This window comes from Pseudogemmobacter sonorensis, from assembly GCF_042762395.1.
GTDB classification, from domain to species: Bacteria; Pseudomonadota; Alphaproteobacteria; order Rhodobacterales; family Rhodobacteraceae; genus Pseudogemmobacter; species Pseudogemmobacter sonorensis.
Genome location: NZ_JBEFZE010000030.1, coordinates 33052 through 51416, shown reverse-complemented (window position 1 = coordinate 51416; position 18365 = coordinate 33052). Strand labels below are relative to the sequence as shown.

Sequence of the window (18365 nt, the reverse complement as noted above, 5' to 3'; positions counted from 1 at the left end):
GCAAACCACGGGACTATGATGCGGAACTGAAGGCGCTGGAAGACAAGGCGCGGGAACTGAAAGCCCGCAAGGTGCAACAGCTTGGCGAACTGGTAATCGCCACCGGCGCGGACAGCCTCACCGCCGACGAACTGGCCGGTGCGCTGGTCGTGCTTGCGGAAACCAAGGATGCCGGAAAGAGAGAGGCATGGGCGAAAAGCGGTGCGGCGTTCTTTCAAGGCAGGTCGCGGCGATCTGCATCATCGCCTGACCGCAACGCTGGCGGCGGTGCGGCGCAACCGGGCGGCGCACAACCGGCATTGGGCGGCTCGGGCGCGGCATGATATGCGAAGCTGGCAGGTCGAGCGCCGCAAGCGCACGCGGCATCTGATCGAACTCGGTGGCCTCGTCGTCAAGGCAGGCATCGTGGACCTCATCGGCGACAACCGCGCCATAATCTACGGTGCGATGATCTGGATAGCCGAAAAGCTCAACAGCGAGGACAGAGAACGGGCGCGAAAGCTTTGGGCCGGAATGGGGAAAGAGGCGTTCGCGGCAGAACGTCCGGCAGATGCCCATGACAGAACTCAACTGCGGCAGGATCGGGCGTGACCGATGGCGGGCGGCGCGGAGACCCACACATCGCAGCGTCGCCCGCCATCGCGCGGCAACGCCGCGCAAATGCAACGAAACGGGAGCAGTTTCAATACTGCCGCGAAGATAGCTTGCAGTCTAACCGGACAGGATTTGAGACGGCGTCTTGCCGAAAAGCTGCTTGAACGCCGCAATAAACGAGGACACATCGGAATATCCGACTGCGAAGGCGGCTTCGGTGACGCTTGCTCCTGCCGACAGGTGCTCAAGGGCCGCCTGTAGCTTAAAGTGCTGACGCCACCGGCCGAAAGTCAGCCCGGTTTCCTTCACGAAAAGCCGCGCCGCTGTCCGTTCTGTCAGGCCAGCATCCGCCGACAATGCGGGCAGCGTCTCGTTGCAGTCAGGCGCAGCCGCCAGCCGGTCTACGATTCGGCGCAGGCGGGGGTCGCCCGGCTCTGGAAGATAGACGTCCGTGGGCTTGAGCGTCGGCAGTCTGTCAAGCAGCACCGCGACCAATCGCGCCTCCGGGCCATGCTCGGGGCAATCGCCGCAGAGGTCAGAGGCGGCGATCAACAACTCGTCCGTGAGCCGGTCCACAGCGACAGCTTGCACCTTGTCCGGCACACGGATCAGATCAGGCTCGATGTAGCAGTTGGTCAGCCAGAATGGTGCCCGACTGGCGATCCGGTGCTCTACCTCTGGTCCGATCCAGACCGCCCGCTGGGGCGGAATGACGAACCTTGCGCGGCGCGTCAGCACCGTCAGGACACCTGCGCTGACGTGGATCAGTTGCAGTCGGCGATGGCTGTGCCACGGCACCTGAACGCGCTCGTGGTGATCGGAAAGGACGAAGACAGGACGCGAAGCCGCATCCGGGTCGACGATCCGCTTCTTTGTCTGTATGGCCCTATCGAATGTCATGATGGGGCGAGAATACCAGAACCGCTCCCTCTATGTCATGGGTATTCCATCCATACAGGAGCACCCTTCATGCACATCGTCATTCTCGGAAAAGGGAACATGGGAACGCCGCTCGCGGCCTTGGCGGAGAAGGCCGGGCATGGCGTAGAGGCTTATGGCAGCGAGGGTGCGCCGCTTGAGGCGCTCCGCCAAGCCGACATCGTGGTCATCGCCACCAAATATGAGCAAGCGCTGAAGCTTGCCGAAACGCCCGGCACCGCAGAAGCGTTGGTCGGCAAAATCGTGATCGACATAACCAATCCGCTTGCATCCGATTTCATGAGCCTCACGGTCGGGCATACGTCCTCGGCGGTAGAGGAAATTGCCCGTCGCATGCCGAATGCACGGATCGTGAAGGCGTTCAACACCGTCTTTGCCTCCGTCATCGCGCTGCGCGCAGAAGGCCGGGCAGTCGCTTCCACGGTCTTCGTGACAGGAAACGATGCGGCGGCTATCGAAACCGTCGCCGCGCTGGTCCGGGAACCCGGATTCGAGGCTGTCCCTGCGAGAGTGTCCGATCTTTTGTGTATGAATGATCCGGTCCATGCTTCATCGAAAGGAAGCATGCATGACGATTTCCAAAGAAATACTTGATGAGCTGCTGAAGGGCGTTGAGCGCCCCGAGGATTTTTTCGGCGACAGCGGGCTGATGAAGGAGCTGAAGATCCGGCTGATGGAACGGATGCTTGGCGCCGAACTGACTGCGCACCTGGGCTATGATGAGGGCAAGGAAGCACCTCCCGGACAGTCGAACCGCCGGAACGGATCGTCGACCAAAGTTCTGAAAGGCCAGGACGGGGAATTGCCGGTGGCGGTGCCGCGCGACCGGGACAGCAGCTTTGAGCCTGAGCTGGTGAAGAAGGGCCAGACCCGGATCGATGGAATGGATGACAAGATCATCGGGCTCTACGCGGCCGGGCTGACGGTGCGGGACATCCAGTCCCATTTGCTTGATCTCTATGGCCTGAATGTCTCGCCGGACCTGATCAGCCGCGTCACCGATGCGGTTCTGGACGAGGTCCGGGAATGGCAGAGCCGAGCACTGGACCGGATGTATCCGATTGTGATCTTTGACGCCCTGCGTGTGAAGATCCGCGATGCCGACAGCCGGACGGTTAAAAACAAGGCCGTTTACGTGGCCCTCGGCGTCACCCGAGACGGCCTGCGCGAGGTTTTGGGGCTCTGGATTGCCGAGAATGAGGGGGCCAAATTCTGGCTCTCGGTGATGAACGAACTGAAGAACCGCGGGGTCCAGGATATCCTGATCGCGGTCGTCGACGGGCTGAAAGGCTTTCCAGAGGCGATCACCGCCGCCTTTCCCGAGGCCATGGTCCAGACCTGCCCTCGCCATGGTCTCTCGGACCAGTGGCGTTCCCATGGCTCGATGCATCTGGTGCGCCATAGCCTGAACTTCTGCTCCTGGAAGGACCGCAAGGCGGTAGCCACTGACCTGCGCCGGATCTACGGCGCCGCTACCGCCGATATGGCCGCCACTGAGTTGGATGCTTTCGAAGCAAAATGGGCCACGAAATACGCATTCATTGCCCCGGCGTGGCGGCGCGCCTGGCAGGAGGTGATCCCCTTCTTCGCCTTCGATCCGACGATCCGCAAAATCATCTATACCACGAATGCCATTGAGAGCCTGAACCGTGTGATCCGCAAATCCATCAAGACACGAGGCTCGTTCCCAACTGACGAGGCGGCGACCAAGCTGATCTATCTGGCGATCCGGAGCTTTGAGAAAGATGGTCGAAACGTCCGGGAATGGTTTGCGGCCCGCAATCAGTTCGCCATAATGTTCGGCGAGCGCTTCGCCGCTTGAGTGTCTGAAACCGCATGGACCGGCGCAGATACACAGAATTCAGGACACTCCCACGTGGAAAGGCCGACGCGCTGCTGCATCACTCGGACCAGGGATCGCAATATACCAGCGAGCAGTTTCAGCGCCTGCTGGCGGACAACGGTATCACTTGTTCCATGAGCCGGGCCGGGAACGTCTGTGACAATTCCGCGATGGAGAGCTTCTTCTCGTCCCTGAAAATCGAGCGCACCAACCGCAAGGTTTACCGCACCCGCGACGCAGCCCGCGCGGACGTGTTCGACTACATCGAGCGCTTCTACAACCCACGCAGACGGCATTCGAAACTGGGCTACATCAGCCCAGTGGAGTTCGAGGCCCGCGCTATGCTAGCTTAACCCGCTGTCCGCGAAACCGGCAGCAGGCCACTTTACCAGCTGGTTGCGTCGCGTGACCTGACGTCGCCGCGACTGCGTCTCGGCATCCGGGATCCAGACCTCGGGCAGGAACCCGGCGGCGTAAAGCTGCGCCAGAACGCGGGCATCGATCTTGTCCGTCTTTGTCTTTGCCCGCGCGATGAGGTGGACCTGCAGCGGGTTGGCGACTGCTACTCTGGCCACCTTTGGCGCGATGATCTCAACGACGGCCGCAGCATTGCCTGTCGCCTCGACGACCACATGGTCGGTTTGCAGGAGGCGCGCGGCGAAGGCCGCCAGCTTGTCCCGTGTCATGTCCACGCGCCCAAGTCGGCGCGCCGTTCCGTCTTCCAGTGCCACCGCCTCGGCAAAGACGCGATGGATATCCAGTCCGATGATGCGCATTGCGACCTCCTCCTGCTGACAAGGAGGGAGCAGGCGGGCACGCGGCATTTACATATCCGTGCTCTCGGCACATCCGGGCGAGCCGCAGGGGCGACCATATTACGGAACGGGCTCACAGCCCACTGTTGTAGCTCGGTCTGCCCGCACTCACATGCTCCCGATGCCCCAAGTCCCGGATGCCATCACGATAACATATCCGAGACCAGAAGCACCGCCCGCATCATGCCGGATAACGGCATGGTCGAGCGTGTGATACGGACACTGAAGGAGCAGTGCGTCCATCGCCAACGCTTTGACAGCATCCAGCACGCAACTCGGGCAATCGGAGACTGGATCACCTCTACAACCACCGCCGCCCGCATCAGGCACTTGCAATGCGCACGCCTGCCGAGGCATTCAGATTAGCAGCTTAACCTGAGCAGATTCCGCTGGGTCAATACAAAAGTGCCATATCTCGCAGGGGCGTTGATCATTGAACACCATGTTGGTAGGCCTCATGTTTCCCCAACTGAAAGACCCTTCGCTGCTTGAAACCCGCGCCGTTGTAAACGGCGACTGGAGCGATACGCCTGCGCATTTTCAGGTGCTCAATCCGGCCAGCGGTACCGTTATCGCCGAGGTTGCGGATGCGACTGCCGGGATGCTTACCAAAGCCATCGACGCCGCAGATACCGCTCGCGTTGCCTGGGCAAGCCTGACCGGCAAGGAACGTTCTGAAATTCTCAACCGCTGGTATGAGATAATCCGCGATAATGCCGGTGATCTTGCCCGCATTCTGACCGCCGAGATGGGCAAACCCTAATCCGCCGGACCATGTTCATCGTCGGGCCGAAGCATGGACGTGGCGTATGGTGATCACGCTGTTGGCACCAATGATCAACAAGCGCCGTAGGGATCGCTCCCCCGTCTTCGCCGTCGCTCCGACCCGTGCCTGGTCCGGTCATCGCGAGTGCCGTTGCGGCGTTCGCACCAGATCCTGATGAATTTGATAGCGGGCGCAACTTTTTCGTCCATAGTCTTCGTTCAGCCAGTCGCGCAGGACTTCGAGCCGGCCTCATTGACGGCGTTCCAAATTGTCATGGCCAATACGGCCTTGTCCATGCCGTGCCTTGTCATTCCCGGATCCGTCAGGATTGTGATGCCGGCGCAAGTTGCGCACCGTCATAGAACCCTCCGTCGGAATAAAGCAGCGCAGCCTTACCCGAGACCTCAGCCGAAAGCACCTTGCCGATGAAAATCACATGGGTGCCCGCCATCAGCATACTTACGACCTCCAGTTCAAAACCCGCAGCCGCTTCTGTGATCAGCGGCACACCGCAGGCCCCATCGTGCCATGCGAGACCTTTGAATTTGTCGCCGCCGGATTTCGCGAAACGCATCGCGACATGCTGCTGGTCATTGGCAAGAATGCTGACGCCAAAGCTCTGGCTCTGAAAGAATTTGGGATAAGAGCTTGAGGCCCTGTTGATACAGACAAGCACCATGGGCGGCGACAGCGAAACGCTCGAGAATGCGTTGACAGCTAGGCCGAAAGGCTGTTCCCCGGCCTTGCCTGTCACAATTGTCACACCCGTCGGAAAGGCCCGATGAGCCTGTTTGACGCGATCCGCCAGATCGGCGGACCCGGGTTCTTGCGTGGTCATGGTGATATGGTCCTTGCGGAATGATCTGTCGGGCGGGCGCGGCATGGCCGGCCCGCCGTTGCTCCGGGCAGACTTACTTCAGCGGCACGCGCAGCTCCGGAATATGGGAGGTCCGGATATCCACGCGCCCCACGCCCTGAATATCTGCCGTCGGTACGGCAGGAACCGGCCCGCGGCGGGCAGCATATTCGGCGCGGGTGATCGCGGCGAAGCCCGGCTCGTCGCGGTCCCAGACCGGCTTGCCATGGCGCCCGCGGAAGCGAGGCATCACCTCTTCGGCGAAGATCGTCATGTTCTTGCGCACCAGCCACGAAGGCATCGTCCAGCCGTCAGGATACATGAGTAGCCGCCCGGCATCCATCTGCGAAGTGACTTCCTCGATCCGCTCGGCCACGGTATCAGGCGAGCCAACGATGAACTGGCCGCTCTTGATACCGTCCTCAAATGTCAGTTTCGAGATGTCGACGCTGCGATAGCCGCCACCCGCCGCCATGCCGCGCAACGATTGCGGGGTCACATGACCGGGTGGGAAGGAATCGTGGAAGGGCGAGCCAAGCGAGTTCTGCAGAACCGACATGAAATGGCCCTCGGCTTCGATCCGTGCCTGTTTGTCGGTTTCCGCCACATGGACGAAGGCAGTTGCCGCGATGCGGCGCGGGTCATAGTCCTGCCCGGCATTCAGCACAGCCTGTTTGAAATTCTGGCAGTTTTTCAGCAGGATCGGCCATGGCACCAGCACCGCGAGATAGGTGTAGCCATGCTTTGCTGCAAAGGCGAGTGAGTCCTTCGACCCCGCCGCCGGCACCCACATTTCCGGGCCGGGCTTCTGGATCGGCTTGGGCCAAAGATTCACATATTCCGACTGGAAGAACTTGCCATCCCATTTGAAGGGAGCATCCGAAGTAAAGGCCGCCATCATCATGTCATGCGCTTCGCGGAAACGCTCCCGCGCATAGGTCGGGTTCATCACGCCAAGCGAATGGTAATTGCCGCCGATCCCCATCGGCAGCCCCGCGAAATAGCGTCCTTTCGAGAGAATATCGAGCGTGGCAATTTCCTCGGCAAAGCGCATCGGCGTCAGATATGAGTTCATCAGCGCGCCAACCGTGCCCACACGCATGCGACTGGTCTTTGCGATGATCGTCGCGGTCATGGTGATCGACTGGCCGACAAGCGAGTTCGGACCGCCATGCTGTTCGATGATCACCGCCCCGTCATAGCCCAGACGTTCGGCGAAAACGGTATCCTCGACATAATCCTCGACGATCTGCTGGCCGTAGAGATCATCGTAATATTTCGAAGGCGTGGTGATGAAGCGGGTTTTTCCAAGCTCATCGCGATGGGGAACGTAAGGGTATTTGCCGCCGTTGCAGATGTAAAATTCGAGTTCTCTCATTGGTCTTACTCCTTCGCGCGGCTGACGAATGCACTGACCATTTCGGCAAGCCCGGCAGGGGTCTGGACGAAGGGCAGATGCGTGGTCGTGGTATCGGTGGCGGTGATCGTGACCACTGTCGCGCCCGGGATCAGATCGGCGTAGCGGCGGGCCACATCATTGTTGATGACGCGGTCATCCTCGGCGAGGATGATCTGGGTCGGGGCTTTCACCCGGGCCAGACGGCGCTCGAGCTTGGCGTCATGGCGCGGCTGCCAGGCAAGGCGGGCCAGAGTGGTCGATTCGACATAGTTTTGGACAATCGCTTCGACCGGATCGCCTTCTTCCAGATAGTCGGGATATTTCTCGTGTTCGCCATTGAACAGTCGGCCAACGACCTCTTCGCCGGTCTGGCGGAAGATATCATGGCGGAAGGCGTCCTTGAGGCCGGCCGGAGCAATCAGTTGCAGGCTGGCGAGCCGCTCGGGGTAGAAGGCCGCGATTTCCGCCGCGATCCAGCCCCCGAACGAATGGCCCACCAGATGGACCTTTTCGAGCTCCAACTGATCAAGCAGGCTGGCATAATGAATGACCACATCGGCGAAACCGTCCAGCCATTCGGGGAAGGGTGTGTCGCCGTAGCCGGGGTGTTCGGGCGCGATCAGATCGACCGATTGCGACAGCGCCTCGTGGAAGGGCAGCCAGCGCCGGGTCAGGCCAGCCCCATGCAGATACATGACAGCTTCACCCTGCCCTTTGCGGCGGATTGCGGTCTTCAGACCAGACACGTCTACGAAGTCAGGCGCCGTATAGAACGGCCAGGGATTTTCAGCTGTCATGGGGTTTCCTCATAATTGTCGGAAAGTCGGCCCCCGATCCGAAGCCGGGGTACGCAACGGGCCAACCCGCTTCGTTGGAGTTTAGGCGGCGCGGCGCGGGCATCTCCATCACCATGGCATGTGACAAGCCCGGGAAAGTGAAGTCGCCCGACCACGCTCATGTGCCGGAAGGTTCTGCCCCTTGCCGTTTGCGCCGGGCGGCATCGCGCCCGGCAATGTAGCCCCAGGTCAGATTCGGGCCGAGCGTGGTGCCCGAACTCACGGCCTTTGTGCCCAACGGGTTGGCCATGGCGACCCCGGCGCAATAAAGCCCGTCGATGACAGACCCGTCGGCCCGCAGAACCCGCGCTTGTATATCGGTCATCGGTCCGCCCTTGGTCGAGATCAGGGTGCGGTTGAAAGGAAGCGCCACGAAAGGCGGCGTCTCAATCGCCTCGCGCCTGATGCGCCCGAAAGTGTCGGGCTGGTTGTGCGCGAAAGCTTCGTTGAACTCCTGAACCGTCTGCGGAAGCACCCCCGGATCAAGCCCGATCCGCACGGCGAGGCTGGCCAGATCCGGAGCGCGGGTGATCCAGCCCTGCGCATTGCGGGCAAAGAACCGCGCGATCAGATTGCGCGACAAAAAGCGTTGATCGGTGATGAACCATGCCGGCAGATCAGTGGGTAGCCCGTCCGCGCCGCGCCGGTCGAGAAAGAGGCCGAGATTGTGGTCGTGTTCGTCACAAAAGCGCCGCCCCTGCGGATTGACGATCACAGCATTTGCCGCGCTGTGATAGAACCAGCCAAGCGCCTGCGGGCGTCCGTCCAACACTCCCGGAATGGCGGAATTGAAATTCGCCTGATCCATCCGCGCCAGCGCCGCCCCAGCCCTTACGGCGATCCGCAGTCCGTCCCCCTCATTCGTGGGCGGGCTTGCCGGGCTGTCCAGCGGGCCGGGGAAATGCCGCGCGACCAGATCTCGGTCCCATTCAAATCCGCCCGAGGCAATGACGACGCCATAGAAGGCGGCAAAGCGCACAGGCCTGCCCTGTCTTTCGGCCAGAGCGGCCGTGACCCGGCCCTTTTCATCCTGTTCCAGCCCTGTCACCCGCGCCCCGGTCAGAACATGACAACCCGCATCCAGACAGCCGCGCAGCAAGCCGATCACCAACGCCGCCCCCATGCCGCGTTCGCCGCTCAGCAGCCGTTTCACGGCCCTCGGCAAAAAGCGCAATTGTCGGCGCACGGGCCCGGTCATCGGATCACACTGCGCGATTTCGGAAAAGGTGAACAGGAGCGGCAGCTTGAAACGGCGCAGGCGGCGGCGGTGCCCGGCTTCCAGAACCCTGCGCCGCAAAAGCCGCGGCGTGACCATGCGACCATATGCTTTGGCCCCCGGCGCTTCTGGGAAAAGGTCAGAATCGGGCAGGAGTTCGAAACGCAGCGGCGTCCTGGCCTCGATCAGCGCCAGCGCAGGCCCGGCATTGGTGCCGAAGGCCGCAAGCCGCGCCGCGTCAGAGACGGCCTGATCCTCGGGCGCTGTGGCCAGAAGATAGGCGCAGGCCTCCTCGGCGCTGTCCTCTATCCCCGCCGCAGCGGCAAGATGATTGGCCGGCGCCCAGATGGCCCCGCCCGACCATGCCGTAGTGCCGCCAATCTTGTCGGCCTTTTCAAGGATAAGGACAGAGAGGCCCTCAGAGGCCGCAGTCAGCGCGGCCATAAGCCCTGCCGATCCCGAACCCATCACGACCAGATCATAGCTTTCCGGGCCCGACATGGTGATCCGCTTCACCCTGCTTTCGAATAGACGACGATGGGGTTGCCATCAGCGTCGGCCAATACCGCCCGCCGTTCATGCGGCCCCTGCTGCACTGGCTCCAGCACCTGAACCCCGGCGCAGGTCTCTTCGGCGAGGAAAGCATCTACATCATCACATTGCACAGAGAAGGTGACGCTGGACGCAAGGCTCTCGCCCTGCGCGGTCAGCGCCAGGGTGATACCACCTCCGTCAAAGGCCGCGTAACGGTCGCCATCGCGGAATTTCAGCCGAAAACCAAAATGGCCGCTGTAAAAGGCAACGGCGCGGTCCATATCCGATACCGGCACCAGAATTTGTTTGATCTCAGCCATTTTACACCTGTTGTGTTGAGGAAGGGCCGGGAAACCGGCTCTCTTCGCAATCTGAAATCAATAGACCTGCCAGATCGTGTCAAAGGGCTTGCCCGTGCCGCGCGCTTTAGCCAGTTCGCGGATGATCGGCGTCATCTCGGCAAGGAAGGCATGCAGCCCAGCTTCGCTTTCCCACTCGTCGATATCGAGGATCTCGCCCTCGCGGTAGAGACGGCGATGCGAGATGCAGCCGTGCCGCTTGAGCGCTTCGGCCAGCTTTTCGTGCTCGGCGGCATGGGTCTTTTCGACTTCACGCACCCGCTCGATATCGACATCGGGAATACGGACAGTGACGACAATACTCATTTTTGCTCTCCATCTGGGTTTCACCGGGGCCGCAATGGCGCGGAAGGACCGGATTTCGTGACGCCTGCGGATCAGAGAACCGATCCGACAAAGGCTTTGGTGCGCGGATTCTTTGGCCAGCTCAGCACATCATTCGGGCTGCCTTCTTCGACCACATTGCCCTGATCCATGAAAATGACCCGATCGGCGGCCTCGCGGGCGAAGCCCATTTCATGGGTCACGACGATCATGGTCAGCCCGCTCGCCGAAAGCTGCTTCATCACTTGCAGCACCTCATTGACATTCTCCGGGTCGAGCGCGCTGGTCGGCTCGTCGAAGAGAATGGCTTTCGGCTCCATGTTGAGGGCACGCGCAATGGCGACGCGCTGTTTTTGCCCCCCCGACAGTTGAGCGGGATAGGCGTCTGCCTTGTTCGCTAGCCCGACACGCGACAGAAAGCCCATGCCGCGTTCAACTGCGATCTCGCGCTTTTCGCCTTTGACGCCCACCGGACCCTCGATCAGATTCTGCAACACCGTCATATGCGGAAAGAGATTGAAGCTTTGAAACACCATGCCGATATTGCCAATGCGCCGGGCAATCTCGCGCTCGGGCAATTCGATCAGATAGTCTCCGACCTCACGATAGGCGATCAGCTCGTCTTCCAGAGTGATGCGCCCGGAATCGATCTTTTCCAGATGGTTGATGCAGCGCAGCATCGTGCTTTTGCCCGATCCGGACGGGCCGATGATGCAAACCGTCTCCCCCGCGCCCACCTCGAAGGACACCCCTTTCAACACCGAAAGCGGGCCGAAGGATTTCCATACTTTTTCGATTTTGATCATTTTTTCCTCCGATCAGCGGTCCATCCGGCGCATGCGCTTTTCAACGAAATGCTGCACGGGAGAAATCAGGGCGAGGATGACGAGATACCAGAAGCTGGCCACGAAGAGCATTTCCATCACGCGGTAGTTCTGCCCGGCAATGTTTTGCGCGGTGGTCAGCAGATCGCCCCCGGCAATGACCGAAACCAGCGCGCTGGCCTTGACGATGTTTGAAAACTGGTTGCCCAGCGACGGCACGATGGCGCGCATCGCCTGCGGCAGGATGATACGGCGCAGGATGCGCCCCCGGCGCATGCCGAGCGCAAAGGCCGCCTCGCGCTGTCCGCTGTCGATGCTTTGCAGGCCGCCACGAATGATCTCGCCCATATAGGCGGATTCGGCCAGCCCGAGCGCGATGAACGAGGCCACGAAAGGCGTCAGCACCTGACTGATGCGAAATTCCGAATAGACGATATCGGTAAAGGGGATCCCAATGACCAGCGTGGGCACGAACAGGCCGATATTGCCCCAGATCAGAAGCTGGACAATGGCCGGAAGCCCGCGCAGCAGCCAGACATAGAACCCTGCGACCGCTGCGACGACGGGATTCGAAGACATCCGCCCGAGCGCCACGAAAACACCCAGCACCAGCCCCATCACCAGCGCAAAGGCGCTGAGCTGAATCGTGATCAGCAAACCGTTCAGGATCGGACCGGAGAACAGATATTCAAAGAATACCGGCCATTTTATGCTGCGGTTCGACGCAAGGCCCCAGAACGCCCCGACCAGAACGAGAATCGCTATCGCGGCTGTGACAAAGCTCCAGCGCGACGTGACTTTATGAACGGGGAAATATGTGGCCCCTGCCGCAGAGGCGCCCCCGCCGGCGGCCGGCGCATCGCCCGTCTTCGATTCCAATGTTTGATCGCTCATCTCACCTACCTGAGTATTTTATCGTCTGCATCCGGTGTGGGCCGCACAGACCACAATCAGAAACGGGAAGGCAAAAGCACTTCCCGGCGGATCGACCGGCCGATGATTTCATCCACGCCTGCATCTGAATTCCGATCCCGTTTACCGCAAAGCCGGGGCGCTCCCCATCACATGGGCAGGTGACAGACGCGGGGGGCGCATTCCCCTATCAGGGGGCCTAGTTACGGGTGGCCATTGGCTGCTCTTCCCTTACAGCGCCCGGCGCTGGACGAAGCGAGGACCCCATTTCATGAACAGCGCCGCCCCGATTCCCACGCAAACGAACAGCCCCGCCCTGCTCGATACAGCCGAAGCCTCAGTTGCAACGCTCATTACGAACGGGATCGATACGCTTTATGCGCTGCCAGGCCTTCATAATGATCCGCTTTGCGATGCCGTCTACAAACGCCGGGACGAGATCCGCCTTCTCCATGCGCGCCATGAACAGGCGACGGCCTATATGGCACTGGGCGCCGCGCTCTCGACTGGCAGGCCACAGGCTTTTGCTGCCGTTCCCGGCCCAGGTTTCCTGAACACCACCGCAGCCCTTCTGAGCGCGGAGGGCACCTGCGCGCCGGTTCTGGGCATCATCGGCCAGATCCCGCAACGCGACATCGACCGGAATTACGGCCATCTGCACGAAATCCGCGACCAGATCGGCATGGCCGCCCATGTGGCGAAATATGCCCGTCGCATCCGCTCGGCTCAAGAGGCCCCGCGAGTCGTCAGCGAGGCGATCACCGCCATGCTCTCGGACCGGCCGGGACCGGCGGTGGTCGAGGCCGCGCTTGATATCTGGACCCAGCGTGCCCCCTTCGCGCCGACACAACCTATTGCAAAGGCAGATGACGACCTGCTTGACGGCGGCGCCGTCGAGCACGCAGCCCGCCTCGCGCTCGCGGCAAAACGCCCGATGATCGTCGTCGGGGGCGGCGCGCTCGATGCCGCCGAAGAGGTGCGCGCGCTGGCCGAATTCCTGCAGGCACCCGTCCTCTCCTATCGGCGCGGGCGCGGCGTGATCCCGACCGATCATCCGCTGGCGATCAATTTGCCGCAGGGCCACCGGCTCTGGCCGCAGGTCGATCTTGTCATCGCCATCGGGACCCGGATGTTCATCCAGGAACAGCAATGGGGCATGGACATGGATCTGCGCGTCATCCGCATCGACGCCGATCCCGAAGCCCCGAATCGTCATCAGGCCCCCGATGTCGCGATGATCGGCGATGCGGCGGCCTACACGGCAAGCCTGGTTTCGGCGCTTGAGTTCGGCGGTTCGCCCAGTTCGGCCTGTGCCTTTGATCTTGAGGCCGAAGCCGCATGGCTTGCCCAACGTGCCGCCGCGCTCGAGCCGCAACGCTCTTATCTGAACGCAATCCGTGGCGCGCTGCCCGCCGACGGGATCTTCGTCGATGAGGTGACGCAGGTCGGGTTCGCCAGCCGCCTGCTGTTTCCGGTCTATAAACCGCGCGACTTCATCTCGCCCGGATATCAGGACAATCTCGGCTGGGGCTACGGCACTGCGCTTGGCGTCAAGGCGGCCAATCCTGACCGCTCGGTGGTGGCGATCGCCGGGGATGGCGGCTTCATGTATCAGGCGGGGGAGCTTGCGACAGCGGCTCAGCATAATATCGGCCTAGTGGTCGTGGTCTTTGACAACGGCATGTTCGGCAATGTCAAACGCATCCAGCAAGAGCGCTACGGCAACCGCATCATCGCCGCTGATCTGAAAAGCCCCGATTTCGTGGCGCTGGCGGAAAGCTGTGGCGTAGCCGGGTACCGCGCCGACAGCCCCGCCGAGCTGGAAAAGGCCCTCGGCCTCGCGCTGGAACGCAATGCCCCGGCGCTGATCCATGTCAGATGCGGCGAGATGCCGAGCCCCTGGGATATGTTGCTGATGCCACGCGTGAGGGGGTGACGAAATCATGCTCGACGATGCCAATCCGAAGAGCCAGCTTTTCATCAATGGAGAATGGGTATCTGCGCTGGACGGCGGCACGGCGGATGTTTTCTGCCCGGCCGATCAGCGCCTGATCGCAACCATCTCGCTGGGGCGCGCAGCCGATATCGACCTCGCCGTGCAGGCTGCCGATGCCGCCTTCAAGGGCGCATGGGCAGATACCCCGGCGCGCCAGCGCGGGCTTTTGCTCTCGCGGCTTGCCGATCTGATGGAGCGGGAAAAAGAGGTCATCGCGCGGCTCGAAGCACTTGAGATCGGTCGCCCTTACCGCGAACCACTGATGGTTGATATCCCGAGCGCGATCTCGACCCTGCGCTATTTCGCGGGCTGGGCCGACAAGCTGGACGGCCGTGTCCTGTCAAGCCCGGACCATTTCGGGCGTCCGGTCCATGCTTATACGACGCGGATTCCGGTCGGGGTCGTGGGCGCGATCCTGCCCTGGAACGCACCGACGATGATCGCCTGTTGGAAGCTCGCCCCCGCTCTTGCCGCAGGCTGCACCGTGGTGCTGAAACCCGCGCTGGAGGCCCCGCTCGCCATTCTCTATCTGGCGCGGCTGATCGAGGAGGCAGGCTTTCCCGCCGGTGTCGTCAATATCGTGGCCGGCACCGGGCCTGATGCGGGGGCCGCGCTGGTTTCGCATCCGCTGGTTGCCAAGATCTCCTTCACCGGCAGCCCCGCAACCGGGCGCGCGATCGCCTGCAAGGCTGCGGAAAGCTTTACGCCTGTCACGCTGGAGCTGGGCGGCAAGGCGCCGCAGCTTGTGTTTCCTGGCGTCGATGTCGCCCAGACCGCGCTGGCGCTGGCGCTTGGCATCTTCTCCAATCAGGGGGAGATCTGCGCCGCAGGCTCGCGCATCCTCGTTCATAAATCCATCGAGGCCGAACTGACCGCCGCGCTAAAGGCCGAGGCCGAGGCGCGGGTGCTGGGCCATCCGCTCGATTCCGGAACCACGATGGGCGCGCTGATTTCCGAACGGCAGATGGAAACCGTCTCGGGCTATATCGAATCGGGCCGTGCAGAGGGCGCGCGGATCGTCACCGGCGGCGCGGCGCTCGATGGCCCGGGCCACTTCATGCGCCCGACGGTTTTTGCCGATGTGACCAATTCCATGCGCATCGCACGCGAGGAAATCTTCGGCCCCGTGGCAGTAGTGATCGGCTTCGAGACCGAAGAGGAGGCCATCGCGCTTGCCAATGACAGCCAGTACGGTCTTTCGGCCAATATCTTCACCGAAGATCTGCGCACCGCCCATCGCGTAGCGGCAAAGGTCCGGGCCGGCACGGTCTGGGTTAATGGTGGCGGCACGCCCGATCCGCGCTCGGTCTGGGGTGGCGGCGGGCTGAGCGGCATGGGGCGAGAGCTGGGCCTTTCCGCGCTCCAGTCGCATATGACCGAAAAATCGATCTGCGTTCTGCTCTGAGCGGGCGCGGAAACAAAGAGCAGCGCGAGGATCTGCGTCGTCAGGGCCTTGCAGATGAATTTTAGGGAGACCACCATGTTTGAGCGTTATCAGTCGCCGCCGCCGGATGTGATCGTAGAGCTGATGCAGGCCTATCGCGCCGATCCGCGCCCGGGCAAGATCGATCTGGGGATCGGCGTCTATAAGAATGACCAGGGCCAGACCCCGGTCATGCGTGCCGTCAAGCAAGCCGAACAGTGCTATATCGGGATCGAAGCCAGCAAGGCCTATCTCGGCCTTGGCGGCGACGGGCAGTTCGTCGATCTGATCGCAGATCTGGTGCTGGGCGAGGCCGCAAAATCAGGAAACCTCGCCGGGATCCAGACCGTCGGCGGCGGGGCGGCCGTCAGGCTTCTGGCCGATATGCTCGCGCGCAATGACGGCATGGGCGAGATCTGGATCCCTTCGCCCACATGGATCAACCATTTGCCGATTGCCAGGGCTGCGGGCCTGAAGGTGCGGGAATATAACTATTACGATCCCGACACCGGCACAGTGGCCTTTGAGCGCATGATCGCGGATCTTTCGGCAGCGAAGGCGGGCGATGTGGTTTTGCTGCATGGCTGCTGCCACAATCCGACCGGCGCGGATCTGTCGCCGCAGCAATGGGCGGATCTGGGCGCGCTGATCCTGTCGCGCGGGCTGTTGCCTTTCGTCGACATGGCCTATCAGGGTTTTGGTGACGGGCTTGAAGCCGATGCGGCCGGGATTCGGAAACTGGCCACCATGGTGCCCGAAATGGTGATCTCGGTCTCATGCTCCAAGAATTTCGGCGTCTATCGCGACCGCGCCGGCGCGGCGCTGATCCTGTCGGAGAACGCCGAAGGGACTGCAAAAGCCAAGGCGGTCCTGCTTGCGGCGGGCCGGGTGAATTATTCCTTCCCGCCCAATCACGCCGCAGCCTCGATTGCGCTTCTGCTGTCTGATCCCGCGCTGACCGACGACTGGAAAGCCGAACTCGACGAGATGCGGGTCCGTCTGCAAAACAACCGCCGGATACTGGCGGAGGCGCTGCGGGCCGCGACCAACTCGGACCGTTTCGATTGCATCACTGGTCATAAGGGGATGTTCTCGCTGCTCGGGCTTGGGCTCGACAGGGTTCTGCGCCTGCGCGAGGAGGCGGCGATCTTCATGCCCCCGGACGGGCGAATGAACATTGCGGCGATCAATGTGGGCCAGCTTGATGTGATCGCAGGCGGCATCGCAGCCGTGCTGCGCTGACCTTTCCCGAGCCGGGGCCTTTTGCTCCGGCCGCTTTCTTCCTGCAAAGAGGAGCCGCGACTTTGAAGATTGCAGGACTGAACCCGTTCCGGCGCAGCCGCCGTCTTTCGGAACAGCCCGGCCCTTTTACGGATGACCGCTATCGCGGCCCTTTGCCCGAAGCCTGTGATGTCGCGGTGCTTGGCGGCGGGATCGCCGGGCTGACCGCCGCCATCGAGCTGGCAAAGCGCGGACAAAAGGTGGTGCTTCTGGAAAAAGGGCGTCTTGGGGCCGAGCAGACTAGCCGCGCGCTTGGCTGGGCGGCAAGCCTTGGGGATGACGGATTGCGCCTTCCGCTCAGCCTGCGCAGCAAGGCGCTCTGGCGCGATTATCAGCAGAATTACGGTGTGGATACCTCATATCGCGCGTCTGGTCTGGTCATTCTGTGCAGCGCGCCGGACGAGATGGACATGATGCAAAGCTGGCGCGACATGGCAGCAGGGCATGGCGATGTCGACGCCCGACCGCTGAGCCTTGCGCAGATTACGCAGCATATGCCCGCCATGCAGATCCCCGGTCTTGTCGGCGCATGGGCTCAGCCCTCGGACGCATGTGTCGCGCCGGAAAAGGTTGCGCCGACCCTTGCGCTGATTGCCGCCGGGCTTGGCGTGCGGATCATCGAGAACTGCGCCGCGCTCGGGCTTGACCTCAGCGCAGGCCGGGTGTCTGGCCTCCAGACCGAGGCCGGGGGCATCCGGACCGGCGCGGCTCTGGTGGCCGGTGGGGCCTGGTCGCGGCGATTTCTGCGCCAGCACGGGGTCGGGATCAGCCAGTTACCGATCTCCAGTTCGCTTTTCCGCACACAGCCAATGTCCACGACGCTGCCGTCGACAGGCGCGACCGGCTCATTCGGCTGGACCCGCCGCGATGACGGCAGCCTGACCTTCGGCAGCAATTCCGGCGTCGCTTCGATCACCACTGACAGTCTGCGGCTGCTGCGGCAGTTCCTGCCGGCGTTGCGTAAAGATCATGGCACATTGAGCCTTCGCCTCGACGCCGATTTCTTCACATCTGTGTGCGACGAGCTGGCAGGGCCGCGCGCGCGACAGGCGGCCTATACGGAAAGCCGGATCCTCGGCGCAGTCCCGGACATGCATGCGGCAGAGCGCGCTCTTCTTGCTTTGCGGCGCGAGCTTCCCGATTTCGCGGATGCAAGGATTGAAACCGCCTGGGCCGGGGTGATCGACGCGACGCCTGACAAGGCCCCGATCATCGGCGAAACCGGCCTGCCGGGGCTTTTCGTTTCGACCGGGTTTTCCGCTCATGGCCTTGCCATGGCACCAGCCGCGGCAGAGATCGTCGCGATGCAGATTACGGGCAAGACCGTTTCAGGCGCTGCAAATTACTCAAACAACCGCTTTGCGCGGGCTGCGGCCCGGCGGCGTCACATGGCCCTGTGATAGTGCGCTCCCCGGCGGAGAATAAACTCTGACCATAAGAATCTGAAA

18 protein-coding genes and 3 pseudogenes are annotated in these 18365 nt (G+C 62.1%); 10 read left to right on the top strand and 11 right to left on the bottom strand.

What is annotated here, in order from left to right; all coding sequences use genetic code 11:
- Both ABNX41_RS17305 and ABNX41_RS17300 read left to right on the top strand, forming a co-directional pair.
- A partial coding sequence (locus tag ABNX41_RS17305) for a conjugal transfer protein TraD (RefSeq protein WP_438670957.1) occupies window positions 1–323 on the top strand: 323 nt, incomplete at its 5' end.
- A gap of 1 nt (window position 324) precedes the next feature.
- Complete coding sequence (locus tag ABNX41_RS17300) at window positions 325–591, top strand: conjugal transfer protein TraD (protein WP_438670956.1); 267 nt, start codon at window positions 325–327, stop codon at window positions 589–591.
- Between the two features lie 120 nt (window positions 592–711).
- On the opposite strand, the gene ABNX41_RS17295 is transcribed toward ABNX41_RS17300, so the two are convergent.
- Window positions 712–1494, bottom strand: a complete 783-nt coding sequence (locus ABNX41_RS17295) for a helix-turn-helix domain-containing protein (RefSeq protein ID WP_438670955.1) — start codon at window positions 1492–1494, stop codon at window positions 712–714.
- Between the two features lie 69 nt (window positions 1495–1563).
- Here ABNX41_RS17295 and ABNX41_RS17290 point away from each other — a divergent pair, with 69 nt between their 5' ends.
- From ABNX41_RS17290 to ABNX41_RS17280, 3 genes and pseudogenes are all read left to right on the top strand, one after another.
- Window positions 1564–2127, top strand: a complete 564-nt coding sequence (locus tag ABNX41_RS17290; RefSeq protein ID WP_438670954.1) for an NADPH-dependent F420 reductase — start codon at window positions 1564–1566, stop codon at window positions 2125–2127.
- On the top strand, window positions 2102–3355 hold the full coding sequence (locus ABNX41_RS17285; protein ID WP_438670953.1) for an IS256 family transposase: 1254 nt from the start codon (window positions 2102–2104) through the stop codon (window positions 3353–3355). Before ABNX41_RS17290 ends, ABNX41_RS17285 begins: the two co-directional genes overlap by 26 nt.
- Window positions 3356–3408: 53 nt before the next feature.
- A pseudogene (locus ABNX41_RS17280) lies at window positions 3409–3729 on the top strand (IS3 family transposase); the annotation flags it as partial.
- Between the two features lie 30 nt (window positions 3730–3759).
- Here ABNX41_RS17280 and ABNX41_RS17275 read toward each other — a convergent pair.
- Window positions 3760–4152: pseudogene (locus ABNX41_RS17275) on the bottom strand (IS110 family transposase); the annotation flags it as partial.
- Window positions 4153–4648: 496 nt separating this feature from the next.
- Here ABNX41_RS17275 and ABNX41_RS17270 point away from each other — a divergent pair.
- Window positions 4649–4954, top strand: a complete 306-nt coding sequence (locus tag ABNX41_RS17270; protein ID WP_438670952.1) for an aldehyde dehydrogenase family protein — start codon at window positions 4649–4651, stop codon at window positions 4952–4954.
- 18 nt (window positions 4955–4972) lie between these two features.
- Here the strand turns inward: ABNX41_RS17270 and ABNX41_RS17265 are convergent.
- The 9 genes and pseudogenes from ABNX41_RS17265 to ABNX41_RS17225 form a co-directional block, all read right to left on the bottom strand.
- Window positions 4973–5080, bottom strand: a pseudogene (locus tag ABNX41_RS17265) (IS110 family transposase); the annotation flags it as partial.
- Between the two features lie 199 nt (window positions 5081–5279).
- Window positions 5280–5795, bottom strand: a complete 516-nt coding sequence (locus ABNX41_RS17260) for a flavin reductase family protein (protein WP_438670951.1) — start codon at window positions 5793–5795, stop codon at window positions 5280–5282.
- 73 nt (window positions 5796–5868) lie between these two features.
- Window positions 5869–7191, bottom strand: a complete 1323-nt coding sequence (locus ABNX41_RS17255) for an LLM class flavin-dependent oxidoreductase (RefSeq protein WP_438670950.1) — start codon at window positions 7189–7191, stop codon at window positions 5869–5871.
- Window positions 7192–7196: 5 nt separating this feature from the next.
- The gene (locus tag ABNX41_RS17250) at window positions 7197–7907 is read right to left on the bottom strand and encodes an alpha/beta fold hydrolase (RefSeq protein WP_438670949.1); all 711 of its coding nucleotides are present in this window, start codon (window positions 7905–7907) and stop codon (window positions 7197–7199) included.
- 259 nt (window positions 7908–8166) lie between these two features.
- The gene (locus tag ABNX41_RS17245; protein ID WP_438670948.1) at window positions 8167–9780 is read right to left on the bottom strand and encodes an FAD-dependent oxidoreductase; all 1614 of its coding nucleotides are present in this window, start codon (window positions 9778–9780) and stop codon (window positions 8167–8169) included.
- The gene (locus tag ABNX41_RS17240; RefSeq protein ID WP_438670947.1) at window positions 9777–10118 is read right to left on the bottom strand and encodes a VOC family protein; all 342 of its coding nucleotides are present in this window, start codon (window positions 10116–10118) and stop codon (window positions 9777–9779) included. Before ABNX41_RS17240 ends, ABNX41_RS17245 begins: the two co-directional genes overlap by 4 nt.
- A gap of 57 nt (window positions 10119–10175) precedes the next feature.
- The gene (locus ABNX41_RS17235) at window positions 10176–10463 is read right to left on the bottom strand and encodes a hypothetical protein (protein ID WP_438670946.1); all 288 of its coding nucleotides are present in this window, start codon (window positions 10461–10463) and stop codon (window positions 10176–10178) included.
- Window positions 10464–10534: 71 nt separating this feature from the next.
- On the bottom strand, window positions 10535–11287 hold the full coding sequence (locus ABNX41_RS17230; protein WP_438670945.1) for an amino acid ABC transporter ATP-binding protein: 753 nt from the start codon (window positions 11285–11287) through the stop codon (window positions 10535–10537).
- A gap of 12 nt (window positions 11288–11299) precedes the next feature.
- On the bottom strand, window positions 11300–12199 hold the full coding sequence (locus tag ABNX41_RS17225) for an amino acid ABC transporter permease (RefSeq protein ID WP_438670944.1): 900 nt from the start codon (window positions 12197–12199) through the stop codon (window positions 11300–11302).
- A 289-nt stretch (window positions 12200–12488) separates the two neighbouring features.
- Between ABNX41_RS17225 and ABNX41_RS17220 the strand changes: the two genes are divergently transcribed.
- The 4 genes from ABNX41_RS17220 to ABNX41_RS17205 all read left to right on the top strand — a co-directional run bounded on the left by ABNX41_RS17220 (window position 12489) and on the right by ABNX41_RS17205 (window position 18317).
- Window positions 12489–14153: a thiamine pyrophosphate-dependent enzyme gene (locus ABNX41_RS17220; RefSeq protein ID WP_438670943.1), complete on the top strand. Its 1665-nt coding sequence runs from the start codon at window positions 12489–12491 to the stop codon at window positions 14151–14153.
- A 7-nt stretch (window positions 14154–14160) separates the two neighbouring features.
- Window positions 14161–15618 carry an aldehyde dehydrogenase family protein gene (locus tag ABNX41_RS17215; RefSeq protein ID WP_438670942.1) on the top strand — a complete coding sequence of 486 codons (1458 nt, stop codon included), beginning with the start codon at window positions 14161–14163 and terminating at the stop codon, window positions 15616–15618.
- A 75-nt stretch (window positions 15619–15693) separates the two neighbouring features.
- On the top strand, window positions 15694–16878 hold the full coding sequence (locus ABNX41_RS17210; protein ID WP_438670941.1) for an amino acid aminotransferase: 1185 nt from the start codon (window positions 15694–15696) through the stop codon (window positions 16876–16878).
- 62 nt (window positions 16879–16940) lie between these two features.
- Window positions 16941–18317 carry an NAD(P)/FAD-dependent oxidoreductase gene (locus ABNX41_RS17205; RefSeq protein ID WP_438670940.1) on the top strand — a complete coding sequence of 459 codons (1377 nt, stop codon included), beginning with the start codon at window positions 16941–16943 and terminating at the stop codon, window positions 18315–18317.
- Window positions 18318–18365 lie beyond the last annotated feature (48 nt).

What these genes read in the sequence shown, in the direction of transcription:
- ABNX41_RS17300 (WP_438670956.1), top strand. Translation starts at nt 325, where the DNA reads ATGCGAAGCTGGCAGGTCGAGCGCCGCAAGCGCACGCGGCATCTGATC.
- ABNX41_RS17295 (WP_438670955.1), bottom strand. Translation starts at nt 1,494, where the DNA reads ATGACATTCGATAGGGCCATACAGACAAAGAAGCGGATCGTCGACCCG.
- ABNX41_RS17290 (WP_438670954.1), top strand. Translation starts at nt 1,564, where the DNA reads ATGCACATCGTCATTCTCGGAAAAGGGAACATGGGAACGCCGCTCGCG.
- ABNX41_RS17285 (WP_438670953.1), top strand. Translation starts at nt 2,102, where the DNA reads ATGACGATTTCCAAAGAAATACTTGATGAGCTGCTGAAGGGCGTTGAG.
- ABNX41_RS17270 (WP_438670952.1), top strand. Translation starts at nt 4,649, where the DNA reads ATGTTTCCCCAACTGAAAGACCCTTCGCTGCTTGAAACCCGCGCCGTT.
- ABNX41_RS17260 (WP_438670951.1), bottom strand. Translation starts at nt 5,795, where the DNA reads ATGACCACGCAAGAACCCGGGTCCGCCGATCTGGCGGATCGCGTCAAA.
- ABNX41_RS17255 (WP_438670950.1), bottom strand. Translation starts at nt 7,191, where the DNA reads ATGAGAGAACTCGAATTTTACATCTGCAACGGCGGCAAATACCCTTAC.
- ABNX41_RS17250 (WP_438670949.1), bottom strand. Translation starts at nt 7,907, where the DNA reads ATGTATCTGCATGGGGCTGGCCTGACCCGGCGCTGGCTGCCCTTCCAC.
- ABNX41_RS17240 (WP_438670947.1), bottom strand. Translation starts at nt 10,118, where the DNA reads ATGGCTGAGATCAAACAAATTCTGGTGCCGGTATCGGATATGGACCGC.
- ABNX41_RS17235 (WP_438670946.1), bottom strand. Translation starts at nt 10,463, where the DNA reads ATGAGTATTGTCGTCACTGTCCGTATTCCCGATGTCGATATCGAGCGG.
- ABNX41_RS17230 (WP_438670945.1), bottom strand. Translation starts at nt 11,287, where the DNA reads ATGATCAAAATCGAAAAAGTATGGAAATCCTTCGGCCCGCTTTCGGTG.
- ABNX41_RS17225 (WP_438670944.1), bottom strand. Translation starts at nt 12,199, where the DNA reads ATGAGCGATCAAACATTGGAATCGAAGACGGGCGATGCGCCGGCCGCC.
- ABNX41_RS17220 (WP_438670943.1), top strand. Translation starts at nt 12,489, where the DNA reads ATGAACAGCGCCGCCCCGATTCCCACGCAAACGAACAGCCCCGCCCTG.
- ABNX41_RS17215 (WP_438670942.1), top strand. Translation starts at nt 14,161, where the DNA reads ATGCTCGACGATGCCAATCCGAAGAGCCAGCTTTTCATCAATGGAGAA.
- ABNX41_RS17210 (WP_438670941.1), top strand. Translation starts at nt 15,694, where the DNA reads ATGTTTGAGCGTTATCAGTCGCCGCCGCCGGATGTGATCGTAGAGCTG.